Origin of the sequence: Shinella sp., assembly GCF_052438155.1 — a bacterium.
GTDB lineage: Bacteria > Pseudomonadota > Alphaproteobacteria > Rhizobiales > Rhizobiaceae > Shinella.
The window spans coordinates 1-12663 of the sequence record NZ_JBQVPI010000026.1; the positions used below are offsets into that span (position 1 = coordinate 1).

Sequence of the window (12663 nt, forward strand, 5' to 3'; positions counted from 1 at the left end):
GCCGCCTAGAGCACCTGCTTGCGACGACCGGAAACGACAAAGCCGCTGGCAGCTTCGAAACCTTTGGGTTTCCACGAAGCTGCCAGCGGCTTTCCCGGAGCGCCATTCGTTGGACGCTTCTATCTCGGTCCCCTCTGGACCTATCCCAAAGAAAGCAGGAAGCATGCCAAGCCGGAAGAATTATGAATAGTCATTAAATTTCAAAACTATAAAGCCATCCCTAACATAGAGGGCACGAAGCGTTTGCCGCCAACCTGGTTAAATGCTGTGCACGGCGCAAAAGTTGTGCGCTTTTCTGACGCACAGCAAAAAGGCGGCCGGAGGGGCCGCCTTTTCTTAAAAGCCATAGAAAACCGGCTTAGAACTCCTGCCAGTCCTGTGCCGCAGCACTTGCCGCCGCCTGCCCGCCACCAAAAGCACGGGTAAGCTTGCTGCCGAGCGCCCGCGCACCGGAGGCTGCCGGACGATGCTCGGTAGACGATGCGGCGACCGGGCGGGAAACAGCTCCCCCCATGCCGAGACGGAACTGTGCGATGAGCGCGTCGAGGGCCGTCGCCTCGTTTGCCAGTGCATGGCTTGCCGCGGTCTGCTCTTCCACCATGGCGGCATTCTTCTGCGTGCCCTGATCGATGGAATTCACGGCCGAACTGATCTCGTTGAGGCCCGTGGACTGTTCACGCGCAGAACGCACGATCGCCGCGACATTGATGTCGATTTCCTGGACCTGGTTGACGATCTCACTGAGCGCCGAGCCCGTCTCACCGACGAGCGTGACACCGAGATGGACCTGCTCGCCCGATTTGGTGATGAGGGCTTTGATCTCCTTGGCCGCATTGGCCGAACGCTGAGCGAGTTCGCGAACCTCCTGCGCCACGACGGCAAAGCCCTTGCCGGCCTCACCGGCACGCGCGGCCTCGACGCCGGCATTCAGCGCCAGAAGATTGGTCTGGAAGGCGATCTCGTCGATCACGCCGATGATGTTGGAAATTTCGCGCGAGGAATTTTCGATGCCGCTCATCGCGGAGACGGCGCGGCGCACCACCTCGCCCGACCTTTCCGCACCGGCGCGGGTGCGCTCGACGAGTTGGCCGGCATCTTCCGCTCGACGCGTCGCATCCTTCAACGACGTGGTGATTTCTTCCAGCGCGGCAGCGGTCTCCTCGACGGAGGCGGCCTGCTGCTCGGTGCGCTTGGCAAGATCGTCGGAGGCAGAGCGGATTTCCGCAGAGCCGGCCTGGATGGCATTGGCATTGCCGCCGACCGAGCGCAGCGCCGATTGCAGCTTCTCGACGGAGGCATTGAAATCGTGGCGGACCTGGTCGAGCGACCCGGCAAAGGCATGCTCGATCCGGTGCGTCATGTCGCCATCGGCCAGTTTTTGCAGGCCGTCGGCGAGCGCCTCGACGGCGATGCGCGTCTGGCGTTCACGCTCGGCCGCCTCGTCGGCACGCTGGCGGCGCTCCTCTTCGGAAAGCGCCCGGTTTTCTTCCGCCTCGCTTTCGAGACGCAGTTTGGCGAGCGTCGCATCGCGCAGCACGGCAAGCGAGCGGGCCATTTCACCGATTTCGTCCTGGCGCGCGGATTCGGAAAGATCGACATCCGTGCGACCACCGGCAATCTCGCTCGTGGCCGTAATCACGGTGGCCAGGCGTTTGCGGAAGCGCGCGGCAAGCAGCCAGCCGATCGAAATCAACAGGCCCGCGGCGATGGCGATGACGATGATGGATGTGATGGCCAGCGTGGAAAGGCTGGCGAAAAGCACGCGCTTGGGCACGGAGACGACGGCGTACCAGGTGGTGCCCGGCTGCAGCGGCACCGGCACGGCGACAGCCATCGAGGCGACGCCCGACGCATCGGTCATCTCGAAAGCCTTGTGCGGATTGTCGATGAGCTGCTGCCAGGCGGCAACGTCGAGACCGGAATCCTTCAGCGACTTGCCGAGTGTCGCGGTATCGGGGTGGCTGACGATGCTGCCCCCCTGGCTGAGCAGCGTGACGTAACCCTCGCCGAGCGGCTTCAGCTTGGCCATGTCGGCCGCCAGCGCATCGAGCGCGACATCAACGCCGGACACCGCCTTGAAGGTGCCGTCGAACATCAGCGGCACCATGAACGACATCATCAGCGTGTCCTTGCCGCCGACATTGTAGCTGTAGGGTTCCGTCATCAGGTCTTTCCCGGTCTTCTTCGGCACCTGGTAGTAGTCGCCGGCACCGTCCTTGTCGTAATCGACCAGCGCCTCGATCACCGCCACGCCGTTCGACCGAATGGCGTAGGGAACATAGCGGCCGCTCGCATCATGGCCGGGCTTGTCCTTGTATTCTGCGTCCTTGCCATCAAAGGCGTCGGGTTCCCAGCCGGTGCTGAGGCCGACGGCAAACGGGTTGTCGGTCAACAAACGTTTCAGCGTCGCATCGACCATCTCGCGGCTTGGCGCAGCACTGTCCTTCATCGCAAAGATCGCGGACCGCAGGTTCCAGCTCAGCGTCTTCACCTGCGCGAAGGTGGTCTCCACCTTGCCGGCACTCGCCTCCGCCGCATTCACCATTTCCGAAATTGAGCGTTCTTCCACCGCGCGGTAGGAGAGCCAGAGCAGAACGCCCGCCGTCGCCACGGTCGTGGCAACACCGGTCGCAACGATGGCGAACATGTTTCGGGCAATTGCAGTCTTCGGCAGCATCGAACGTCTCCTCGCGCGGGCGGAAATTCCAGACCGGCAGTTCATCGGAAAGGGCGGACATGCCGACGGGCGCGGCGACGCAGAGACGAAGTCATTTCGCAACCGGCAGCGTACGGAGCGTTGGTTTATGAAACGATAAAATTCAGAGGCGCTAACATTGGAACAGAAAGGGTGGAACCGCCGGTCAAAAAGGCGGTGGCCCGCGCGCCAGAAACCCGAGGTTCCGAAGACGAGAAAGGTCGTTCAACAAAAGTGAACGATCCGTTCGCCCGGCCCGGTCTTTCGGCGGCGCATGCGAGGGGCGATATTCGCTTCAACGCAAGGCCCCGACAGCGGGGTACGCACCAGAACGTCCCGGACGACCCCGGAGAGGAGTTTATCATGACCCTACAGTTGACAGGCATCCACCATCTGACCGCGATCACCGCGAATGCGGCGGAAAACCTGCGTTTCTACACGCAGGTGCTCGGCCTGCGCCTCGTCAAGAAAACCGTCAACCAGGACGACACGAGCGCCTACCATCTGTTCTACGCCGATGGTCTGGCGTCTCCCGGCACCGACCTCACCTTCTTCGACTGGCCGGTCGGCCACGAGCGGCGTGGCACGCACAGCGTCTCCCGCACGGGCCTGCGCGTTGCAAACCTTGCCACGCTCGAATGGTGGAAGGCCCGCTTTGGCGAGTTGAAGGTCAAAGCCGGCGAGATCCATGACGTCGGCGGCCGCGCTTCGCTCGATTTCGAAGATGGCGAAGGCCAGCGCTTCCGCCTTGTCGTCGACAATGCCGGTGCGCCGTCTAACCCATGGGACCGGAGCCCTGTTCCGGCCGAACACCAGATCAAGGGTCTTGGCCCGATCACGCTCAGCGTGCCCGATATCCGCAACACGCAGACCGTGCTCGTCCAGGTGATGAACATGACGGAGACCTCGACCTATCCGAACCCGGACGGGGCGGGTGACGTGCATGTCTTCTCGATGGGCGACGGCGGCCCGGCCGCCGAACTGCATGTCGCAGTCGAGCCGGACCTGCCGCCCGCCCACCAGGGTGCCGGCGCCGTGCACCACGTCGCCTTCCGTGCACCGGATGAAGAGGCGCTGCATGCATGGACGGAACGCCTGCGCGGCTTCCGCCTGCCCTCCAGCGGCGAGGTCGAACGCTTCTACTTCCGCTCGCTCTACTTCCGCGAGCCGAACGGCATCCTGTTCGAGATCGCGACAGACGGCCCCGGCTTTGCGGTGGACGAACCGCTGGAAACGCTCGGCGAAAGCCTGTCGCTGCCGCCCTTCCTCGAACCGCGCCGTGCGCAAATCGAGGCCCGGCTGAAGCCGCTCGTCTAAACCAGATAAAACCCCGGCGTGACAAACAGTCCGCCGGGGTTTTTTATGCCATCTGAAAAGAGGAGAACCCAAATGACGAAACTGGTGGCAATCTCGGGCAGCCTGCGCAAAGGCTCCTTCAACACGGCGCTGCTCCGCGCCGCCCTGGCCATGGCGCCGGAGGGCGTCGAGGTCGTCGAGGGCTCGATCCATGGCATTCCGCTCTATGACGGCGACGCGGAGGCCGAAAGCGGCATCCCGGATGCCGTCACCCGCCTCAAGGACCTTGTTGCGGACGCGGACGGTGTCCTTCTCTTCACGCCGGAATACAACAACGGCATTCCCGGCGTCTTCAAGAACGCCATCGACTGGATGAGCCGCCCTTCCACCGACATTGACCGCGTCTTCGCCGGCAAACCCTTCGCGATCACCGGCGCCTCGCCCGGCAATTTCGGCACGCTCCTGTCGCAGGAAGCCTGGCTGCCCGTCATGCGCACGCTCGGCACCGTGCCGTGGTTCGGCGCCAAGCTGATGGTCTCGCGCGCCGGAACGGTTTTTCAGGATGGAAAAATCGTCGATGAGGCAACTGAAAAAAGGCTTCGCGCCTTCATAGCCGGCTTTGCGGCTTTCGTTGCGGAGCAAGGACGTTAAGGCCGGTCGCAATGGAGTGGTCGAATCAAAAGGGGCATGCCAGCCGGCATGCCCCTTTTCTGTTTTCCGGCGGCGATCCCGTCAGCCGATCATCCGCTCCCTATAGGCCTTTGCCAGGTCCAGATCGGCAGCGACGAGTTCGTGCCCGGTGACGAGCAGCCGGTTTTCGAGGGACGCGCCGGCCGCGGTCAAACGCGTTTCGAGCGCCGTTGCGTGAGCACCGTAAGGGTCCGACTGCCCCGTCAGCATCAGAACGTTGGTGCCGGAAAGGTCAGCCTCCGGGGCGCTTTCCAGAACGTTCATGCCACGCAGCAACACGGCATTGCGGATGAGGCCCGGATGAAGCTGCATGACCGCGCCGATCATGTTGGCACCATTCGAATATCCGACGAAGAGCGTCTTCTTCGGATCCAGTCCATAGGACGCATTCGCGCCCTCCATGAAGGCGGCAAAGGCTTCCGCCTCGCCGACAAGATCCTTCTGGTCGAAGGTCGTCGCCGTCAACCGGCGGAAGAAGCGCGGATAGCCTTCGTCCACGCTGCGCCCGCGCGGGCTGAGCAGGACCGAATGCGGCGCCAACCGCACACCGAAAGGCAACAGGCTCGTCTCGTTGCCCCCGGTGCCGTGCAGCAGCACGACGGCCGTGCCATCCGGGCTTTCCGGACGGTACACCCGGTGGATGAAGGGCAGGTCGCGCTCCGTGATACGCTCCTCACCCGGGAGAGCGAACTGCGGAAGCCGGGCACGGACATCCTCGGGATCGGTCCGGAAATGCCGGGGCACGAACAGTTTGCTGCCGAGGGTTTCCAGCGGTTCATCCACCGTCATGCCGGGCGCATCCGTCGCGTACTCGATGAGCGAACCGCCGGGCTCGCGCACATAGAGCGAGTAGAAATAGGTGCGGTCGTGCATGTTGGTGTCGCCCGCGTCCTCGTCGGCAAGCCGCTTGGCCACGGCCTCGACCGCAGCCCGGTCCGGTGCGCGCAACGCGATATGATCGATCGTCCCGGTGCCAGGCGCCGACGTCCAGAAGCCGCTGGCATTGCGGATGTCGAGCACATCGCCGGTATCGCCGGCGAGCCTTGTGACGCCGTTCGCCTCGGCGACCGTGCGGTAGCCGAAATGCCCGCTGATGAAGGCCGCAGTCTCCACCGGCTTTTCGGAAAAGATCGTCGCGCCGCGAATACGCTGAATGGCATCCGCCGCCGCGATGTCCTTTGTGACATGCGGGGCCGGTCCTTCCACATCCGCTTCGCCGACGAGCTTGACGATGATGCCGTCCGGATCCTTCAGCCGCAATACCGGTTCACCGAACTCCTGCGCCGGGCCGGTGAGCGTAATGTTGTATGTCAGCGCCCGCGTCAGCCAGAAGCCGATCGCCTCCGGCTTGATAGCAAGGGCGATCTCCGCCGGTTGGCCGAGGCCGACACGGCCAGGTGCTCCGTCCTCCCAGGCAAGGAAGGTGATCAGCGACCCGGGGCTTGCCGCCGCATCGCCATACAAGAGGTGGAGCTGATCGGCGTCTTCGTAGCCCGCCGTTCGCTTGACGAGGCGCAGGCCGAGAAAGCCGACGTAGAAATCGACATTCGCCTGGATTTTCCGGGTGATCGCCGTGATGTGATGGATGCCGCTGGTCATGGGGCACCTCCTTTCAGGCGGTAAACAATCAGGATTTCACAGTCCGCGCCAGCCGGCGCCCGGTGAATGCACTGTCCACAAAACAAGACCGGCCCCGCTGATTGGCGGGGCCGGTCGATATCCGGTCTGGAAATGCCGGATCGTCAGAATTTCGGTTCAGGCGGCCGCGCTATGGGCCGGGGGCAGCGCCCGAGCGGCGGCAGCCGGATCATTCAGGAGGCGACGGATTGCCAAGCGCACTTCGTCTGCCGACGAGAAACGCTGCGAATCCAGGTCCCACACGGAATATTTGACGGCTACGAACTTCAGCCGATCCTCATCGGGAACGACAACGCCGACGGCTTCACCACCGATTTCGATAACTTGCTTTTGCATAACAACTCCTGCCGCACCAAAGGTGCGGCCAATTCAATCTTGCGCTTAATTCGACGAGGGAAGTGCGGTTACATTCGGCGGAGTGCCGTATGCGCTTTCCCTGTAATCGTTTCACGACAGGAGTACGCCACACACACGGAGGCGATGCAGTTGATGTCGTACATGGGCACTCCCTCTTGTTGGCGCTGACGCTCTAAAATGGATGCGTCAGGGGGGACCGGGGCTAAAACGCATGCGGTCCTCATGCGATGCTCCAACACATAAGCGAGCCTCCCTTCCTTGTCAATGGAATCGGCAGAATTTTGGAAAAAATTACTGCCGAATTTGTGTGACAATTCGAATCATAAAATTCTGTTCGCTCATGCAGCATTTTTCAGAAAAATATGTCGCAAAGACGGGCAATCCGAGGAAATGCCATGGCGCAACTTTGCAGGGTGTTTTCAAACGACGGCTTTCGCCAGCCGAGCGAAAATGCCACATTCGGGCAAATGCCCCAGTTGCACGACGGACACACCCCGTCAGCGAAGCGGGGAAAAAACGCTGTGGGACCATTCTTTCTTGGGTGGGGGCTCGATCTTCCGCCCAAACATGAATAAAGAGTGAATCGCACATTTGTTCCGTTAAGTATGCCACGATGGCCGGCAGGGTAGACCCATGAATTTTTCCAGGACGCTTTTTCCGCTCAGCATGCTTCTCTTGTCCGGCTGTGTCGTCGGCCCCGATTACCAGAAGCCCGACACCGCGTTGCCGGCCAAGTTTTCCGAGAGCAAGGCAACAAGCAGCGAGAGCGTCGCGCTCAATCCGTGGTGGGAGTCCTTCCGCGACAAGCGCCTCAACGGGCTCGTGCATCAGGGCATGGCTGAAAACCTGACCGTCCAGCAGGCGCTGGAGCGCATCACCGCAGCCGAAGCGAATGTCATCATCGCCGGCGCAGGCGCCCTGCCGAATGTCGGCTTGTCCGCAGCAGGCAATGTCAGCGGCCAGGACGGCAGCTATCTGCGCCGAAACAGCATAACCGCCGCCAATCCCGACGGATCGGATCATTCCCAATCCAAATCCATGAACGCCGGCCTGAGCGCCTCCTGGCTGATCGACTTCTTCGGCCAGTATCGCCGGCAGAGAGAAGTGGCGAACGCCTCGCTCGACGCCGCTTACGATGACGTCGGCGTTGCGCGCCTCGCCTATCTGTCCGACCTCGTGTCGAGCTATGTCAGCGCGCGCTACTTCCAGGAAGCGCTCGCGCTCAACCGCAAGAACCTGGTCTCGCGCCGTGAAACGCTGAAGCTCACCAACGAGATCAAGGAAGCGGGTGCCGCCTCCAGCCTCGACGTGTTGCAGGCCGAAGGTCTCGTGAACCAGACGCTCGCCAACCTGCCGGCACTCGAAACCGGCTTCCACCAGTCGGCAAACCACATTGCGACCCTGCTCGGCGTACCGGCAGCGACGATCACGTCCAGCCTGATCAAGGGCGCCTCCCAGCCGATGCCACGCTATTCCACGCGCACCGGCATTCCGGCCGACCTCATTCGCAACCGTCCGGACATCCGCGCGGCCGAACGTCGCCTGCAGGCCGCAACGGCGCAGATCGGCGTCGCGGAAGCCGATCTTTATCCGAGCATCGAGCTCGGTGGCTCGATCGGAGCGGCGCGCAATTTCAACGCCAGGGTCGGCAACCTGACGAGTTGGTCGTTTGGCCCGACGCTCTCCCTGCCGATCTTCAACGGCGGCGCGCTCAAGGCGCAGGTCAAGATCGCCCGTTCGGACGCCGAGCAGCAGTATCTGACGTGGAAGTCGACAGTGCTCAACGCCGTCGAGGAAGTGGAAAATGCCCAGACCGCGCTGATCCGCGATTACCAGACGGTCGCCGCCCAGCGTAAGGTCGTCGATACCTTCGATCAGACCCTGGTCCTCGCCCGCGAAAGCTATCGCGGCGGCGCCAGCACCATCCTTGACGTGCTCGATGCCGAACGTAACGTCGCCGAATCCCGCCTGGCGCTCGCCACGGCGATCCGCCAGTTGGCCCGCGACTATGTCGCGCTCAACGTGGCGATCGGTGGCGGAGCCGAGATCGGCGCGGCGACGGTCGTCGTCAGCAAATAAGCGTCATGCTTTGAAAAAGCCCTCGAGCGCTGCGGCCGTCCGGCCGTAGTGCTCGCGGAGCGCCTCGGCCGCTCCTTCCGCATCGCGCGCCAGCGCGCGATCCATCAGCCTGCGGTGCTCTCCCGTCGCATCCCGCGCCGCGCCCTCGAGGCTGACGGACAGGCGCCGATAGCGATCCGCGCGGGAAAACAGCTTTCCACAGATCTCCAGAAGTGCCGGCGAGCCGCAGGCTGAAATGAGAGCGGCATGGAAGGTGGTATGGCGCGCCTCCCAATCCTCCCGCATCGCTGACGGAATGTCCTCGCGCGCCTGCGGTATGCGCGCCATCAGGTGGTGGGCGGCAATCACCCTGCCCTCCCAGTCCGCATCTCCCTTCAGCACCGACAGCCGCAGCGCTTCGCCCTCGCAGAGCTGGCGTGTCGCCGTGACGTCGCGCAACTCCTCCAGCGAGAGGCGCGCGACGCTGTATCCCCGGTGATCGTCCAGCGAGGTAAACCCTTCCGCCGTCAGCCGCGCCAGCGCTTCGCGTACCGGCGTCACGCTCATGCCGCACAGCGCCTGGAGGTCGGCGAAGCGCAGCCGATCGCCCGGCTTGAACGCACCCGTGCGGATCGCTTGACGGATTGCCGCATAGGCTTCCGCCGCAAGTGTGCGTCCGCTCCCCTTCTTTTGTTCCATGCTGTCACACCGAAGTTATAAAATCGGGAGATTTTCGAAAATCATTGACTTGATGTAAAACCAGATGAAAGGTGCGCGCAACCGAAATCATAAACTGGCATTCAATGGAGGTTCACATGAAGCTGGTGCGCTTTGGCGCGGCGGGCGCGGAAAAGCCCGGGATCATCGATGCGGACGGCAAGATCCGCGACCTGTCCGGCGTCGTGCCGGATATTGCCGGCGACGTGCTTGGCCGCAAAGGCCTCAAGCGCCTTGCCGCGATCGACCCCAAGAGCCTGCCCCTTGCGCCGGAAGACAGCCGCTTTGGCGCCTGCGTCGGCCGCGTCGGCAATTTCATCGCCGTCGGCCTCAACTATGCCGACCACGCGGCCGAAAGCGGCATGGCCGTGCCGAGCGAGCCGGTGCTCTTCAACAAGGCGCCCTCCTGCATCGTTGGCCCGGACGACACGATCCTCATTCCGCGCGGCTCGGAGAAAACCGACTGGGAAGTGGAACTCGCCGTCGTCATCGGCGAGCGCGCCTCCTACGTCTCGGAAGCCGATGCGCTGAACTACGTCGCCGGCTATTGCGTCTGCAACGATGTTTCCGAACGCGCCTACCAGATCGAGCGCGGCGGCCAGTGGACCAAGGGCAAGGGTTGCCCGACCTTCGGGCCGATCGGCCCATGGCTGGTGACGACGGACGAGGTGGACACGGGCAATCTCGCCATGAAGCTCAGCGTCAACGGCGAGCAGGTGCAGAACGGCTCGACGAGCACCATGGTCTTCAACGTGCCGTTCCTCGTGCACTACATTTCGCAGTTCATGATTCTCGAACCTGGCGACGTCATCACGACAGGCACGCCGCCCGGCGTCGGCATGGGCATGAAGCCGCCGCGTTACCTGAAGCCGGGCGACCGCATGGAAGTCTCCATCGCCGGTCTCGGCGTGCAGCGCCAGGTCGTTGCAGCCGGTTGATTTAAAACATGTCGCGCAAAAGTGTGCAGCGATTTTGCGATAACGACATGCGGAAAATCAAAGACCTAAAGCGCAAGGAGCGAATCTGAAAGATCGCGACGCGCTTTAGGTGAGGCAGAACCCAAAAAGCAAGAGGGGCCTTAACGGCCCCTCTTTCGTTTCAGCGATCAAAGCGTCTCGCGCAAAATGTGCCGCGGCTTCGCCTGAAAGCGATACGTAAAATTAGTGGAATGTCGCAGGCGACACTTCGTCTCCGAGAATGCGGAAGGCTTCGTTGAGCGCGGCCACCAGAATGTCCGTCAGTTCGTCCGCGTCATTTTCGAGGAGGAAGAGCGCAACCGTAGCATTGTCCGGGTCGCTGTAGCGCTCGAGATCGTTCGACATGTCATTGTCCCTTTCCAGCCGGCACCATCCCGGTTAACGGAAAGCATAGGAACGCTGGCTTGCGTCGGGCTTGTGCCGGAAAGACACAGGTTGCGCAAGATTTAATGCCTCAACCGCACCAGGATTGATGGCGCCCCGTCCAGGGCTTTGCGAGCCCTTCCTGCACCAGTCTATGACCGACAGACTGGCCGTTTCGCAGCACGAAATGCGGTGTGGCCCCTGCCCGCGCGCCGTCTTTCGCCGCAACCAGCGTCACATCGCCCTCGTTGAGAATTTCGCGCAGCCGCAGCTTGGCATCTCCGCCGCGCAGGCGCTCCGCGTCGCAGCGTGCGTTCGCAACCGCCGGCGCATCGATATCGGCAAGCCGCACCTTGCGGCCGGCGTAGAGGATCGTGCTGCCGTCGAGCACGCAATAGTCGGACTGCGTCGTGCAGATGAACCATTTGCCGGAAAAAGCCGGCAGCGCCTGCTCGACCGGAAGCGTCTCAACTTTTCCGGTCAGCTCCTGCTTCGGCCGCGGCAACGGTACCTCGCGCTCGACCTTCTTCTCCTTGCGCTCGATGGAGGCCGTGCGGATCGCCGTCGCCGGTGTTTCCGGCCCCGGAACGCGATTGTCCATGTAGAGAACGCCACCGATCACGGCCGCGCCCAGCACATACCAATGCACCATGCCGCCCCGCCCCGCCGCAGCGGAACGCTTCGTTCCCGTCGTCTTCTTTCGCCTGGTCGTCTTCTTCGCCATCACCGGTCTCCTGCGCGAGACAGTGCGATGATCTCTTGAAGATATGGTTACCGAGAGGTGATGCCGATGTGATCGTCCCTGCACCGCGATCGGATCCTGCCGTTGGCTCGACAACAAAAGCTGAAGGCAGCAGGGCCAAAAAACATCTTCTACCTGCCGTACGCTTTCCCGGGAACCTTGCGGCAGGGTCGGCAGGTGATGTCAGGTTAACTGGATCAAGTACGCCGTTGGCATGGCATTTTGATCATGCGGCAGTTGCGGTGACGGCTTTCCAATGTGCCATCGCGGTAATGCGATGCAGATGAATGGCGAGGGCTGAGTGTTTGGAGCGTGCGGGGACGAAGAGATTTCTGACAGCGGAGAAGACGCTGACGAAACGTTGCAGTGCACCAGTGAGCGGAACCGCTGCATCACTCGCTTTCGTTTCCGCAGAAGAAGATGGGAGTTCTCGGCGTGGCTGTTAAGCCCCCTATGTGATCGGTGCTCGAGCGTGACCATGATCTGACGCCGTGCGGCGCCGTAAGAGCGAAGCTTGTCGGTGACGATGCGCTGGCACGCATCCCTGCTTCTTCATCAGCCGGATCAGAAGGCGCTTCGCAGCCTTGGTGTTGCAGCGAGTCTGTACGATCTCGTCGAGAACGTAGCCGTTCTGAGCGACTGCGCGCCAGAGCCAGTGTTTCCGGTCACCGATCGTAACGACCATCTCGTCCAGATGCCAGATGTCGCTCGGGCTTGGCGGCTTCCGACGCAAGCGACCGGCGGCGTAGTCCGGGCCGAATTTCTTCGCCCAGAAACGGATCGTCTCCTAAGAAGCAACAATGCCGCGCTCCAGAAGCACCTCCTGCACCAAAAGCAGGCTCAGCGGAAAGCGGAAATACAACCAGACCGCACGGGCGATCACAGCGGGTGGAAAACGATGGCGCTTGTAGCTGACAGGAGACCGGATCGTGGCGGAGAGACAACCGCAAATCTTCAGCTACAGTAAACCTGACATCGCCGTCCCCACTCCATTGGCCCGCATCACCCGCCCCACAGGCTTGTAATTGACGAGATGCGCCGGTGAAGCTCATGCGTCACGCGGCGGCATCCATCGCAGCGCAATTCCTTCCCAAGCCGGAGGGGACGCGCCCTCACCGTGCATCACCCGA

The 12663-nt window shown here is 62.4% G+C and carries 10 protein-coding genes and 1 pseudogene; 4 read left to right on the top strand and 7 right to left on the bottom strand.

What is annotated here, in order from left to right:
• Positions 1 to 358: 358 nt before the first annotated feature.
• Positions 359 to 2677, bottom strand: coding sequence for a methyl-accepting chemotaxis protein (locus tag ACT6VE_RS28290; protein ID WP_444801631.1), 2319 nt, complete (start codon positions 2675 to 2677; stop codon positions 359 to 361).
• A gap of 381 nt (positions 2678 to 3058) precedes the next feature.
• On the opposite strand from ACT6VE_RS28290, the gene ACT6VE_RS28295 reads away from it, so the two are divergent.
• Both ACT6VE_RS28295 and ACT6VE_RS28300 read left to right on the top strand, forming a co-directional pair.
• Entirely contained in the window at positions 3059 to 4012 is a 954-nt protein-coding gene (locus tag ACT6VE_RS28295; protein WP_444801632.1) for a ring-cleaving dioxygenase, read from the top strand.
• Positions 4013 to 4084: 72 nt separating this feature from the next.
• A complete protein-coding gene (locus tag ACT6VE_RS28300) occupies positions 4085 to 4642 on the top strand; it encodes an NADPH-dependent FMN reductase (protein ID WP_444801633.1) in 558 nt (185 codons plus the stop codon).
• Between the two features lie 81 nt (positions 4643 to 4723).
• On the opposite strand, the gene ACT6VE_RS28305 is transcribed toward ACT6VE_RS28300, so the two are convergent.
• Together ACT6VE_RS28305 and ACT6VE_RS28310 are read right to left on the bottom strand one after the other, a co-directional pair.
• Positions 4724 to 6280 (bottom strand): VOC family protein, encoded by a 1557-nt coding sequence (locus ACT6VE_RS28305; RefSeq protein WP_444801634.1) that lies wholly within the window; start codon positions 6278 to 6280, stop codon positions 4724 to 4726.
• A 156-nt stretch (positions 6281 to 6436) separates the two neighbouring features.
• A complete protein-coding gene (locus ACT6VE_RS28310) occupies positions 6437 to 6655 on the bottom strand; it encodes a hypothetical protein (protein ID WP_444801635.1) in 219 nt (72 codons plus the stop codon).
• A gap of 654 nt (positions 6656 to 7309) precedes the next feature.
• On the opposite strand from ACT6VE_RS28310, the gene ACT6VE_RS28315 reads away from it, so the two are divergent.
• The gene (locus ACT6VE_RS28315) at positions 7310 to 8755 is read left to right on the top strand and encodes an efflux transporter outer membrane subunit (protein WP_444801636.1); all 1446 of its coding nucleotides are present in this window, start codon (positions 7310 to 7312) and stop codon (positions 8753 to 8755) included.
• A 3-nt stretch (positions 8756 to 8758) separates the two neighbouring features.
• Here the strand turns inward: ACT6VE_RS28315 and ACT6VE_RS28320 are convergent, their stop codons facing one another.
• Positions 8759 to 9433, bottom strand: coding sequence for a GntR family transcriptional regulator (locus tag ACT6VE_RS28320; RefSeq protein WP_444801637.1), 675 nt, complete (start codon positions 9431 to 9433; stop codon positions 8759 to 8761).
• 116 nt (positions 9434 to 9549) lie between these two features.
• Here ACT6VE_RS28320 and ACT6VE_RS28325 point away from each other — a divergent pair, with 116 nt between their 5' ends.
• Positions 9550 to 10389: a fumarylacetoacetate hydrolase family protein gene (locus tag ACT6VE_RS28325; RefSeq protein WP_444801638.1), complete on the top strand. Its 840-nt coding sequence runs from the start codon at positions 9550 to 9552 to the stop codon at positions 10387 to 10389.
• A 222-nt stretch (positions 10390 to 10611) separates the two neighbouring features.
• Here ACT6VE_RS28325 and ACT6VE_RS28330 read toward each other — a convergent pair whose 3' ends face one another.
• From ACT6VE_RS28330 to ACT6VE_RS28340, 3 genes and pseudogenes are all read right to left on the bottom strand, one after another.
• Positions 10612 to 10773 (bottom strand): hypothetical protein, encoded by a 162-nt coding sequence (locus tag ACT6VE_RS28330; RefSeq protein ID WP_171902367.1) that lies wholly within the window; start codon positions 10771 to 10773, stop codon positions 10612 to 10614.
• A gap of 109 nt (positions 10774 to 10882) precedes the next feature.
• Positions 10883 to 11515, bottom strand: coding sequence for a thermonuclease family protein (locus ACT6VE_RS28335; protein WP_444801639.1), 633 nt, complete (start codon positions 11513 to 11515; stop codon positions 10883 to 10885).
• A 244-nt stretch (positions 11516 to 11759) separates the two neighbouring features.
• Positions 11760 to 12461: pseudogene (locus ACT6VE_RS28340) on the bottom strand (IS6 family transposase).
• Positions 12462 to 12663: the final 202 nt, after the last annotated feature.

What these genes read in the sequence shown, in the direction of transcription:
- ACT6VE_RS28325 (WP_444801638.1), top strand. Translation starts at nt 9,550, where the DNA reads ATGAAGCTGGTGCGCTTTGGCGCGGCGGGCGCGGAAAAGCCCGGGATC.
- ACT6VE_RS28335 (WP_444801639.1), bottom strand. Translation starts at nt 11,515, where the DNA reads ATGGCGAAGAAGACGACCAGGCGAAAGAAGACGACGGGAACGAAGCGT.
- ACT6VE_RS28290 (WP_444801631.1), bottom strand. Translation starts at nt 2,677, where the DNA reads ATGCTGCCGAAGACTGCAATTGCCCGAAACATGTTCGCCATCGTTGCG.
- ACT6VE_RS28330 (WP_171902367.1), bottom strand. Translation starts at nt 10,773, where the DNA reads ATGTCGAACGATCTCGAGCGCTACAGCGACCCGGACAATGCTACGGTT.
- ACT6VE_RS28310 (WP_444801635.1), bottom strand. Translation starts at nt 6,655, where the DNA reads ATGCAAAAGCAAGTTATCGAAATCGGTGGTGAAGCCGTCGGCGTTGTC.
- ACT6VE_RS28305 (WP_444801634.1), bottom strand. Translation starts at nt 6,280, where the DNA reads ATGACCAGCGGCATCCATCACATCACGGCGATCACCCGGAAAATCCAG.
- ACT6VE_RS28320 (WP_444801637.1), bottom strand. Translation starts at nt 9,433, where the DNA reads ATGGAACAAAAGAAGGGGAGCGGACGCACACTTGCGGCGGAAGCCTAT.
- ACT6VE_RS28315 (WP_444801636.1), top strand. Translation starts at nt 7,310, where the DNA reads ATGAATTTTTCCAGGACGCTTTTTCCGCTCAGCATGCTTCTCTTGTCC.
- ACT6VE_RS28295 (WP_444801632.1), top strand. Translation starts at nt 3,059, where the DNA reads ATGACCCTACAGTTGACAGGCATCCACCATCTGACCGCGATCACCGCG.
- ACT6VE_RS28300 (WP_444801633.1), top strand. Translation starts at nt 4,085, where the DNA reads ATGACGAAACTGGTGGCAATCTCGGGCAGCCTGCGCAAAGGCTCCTTC.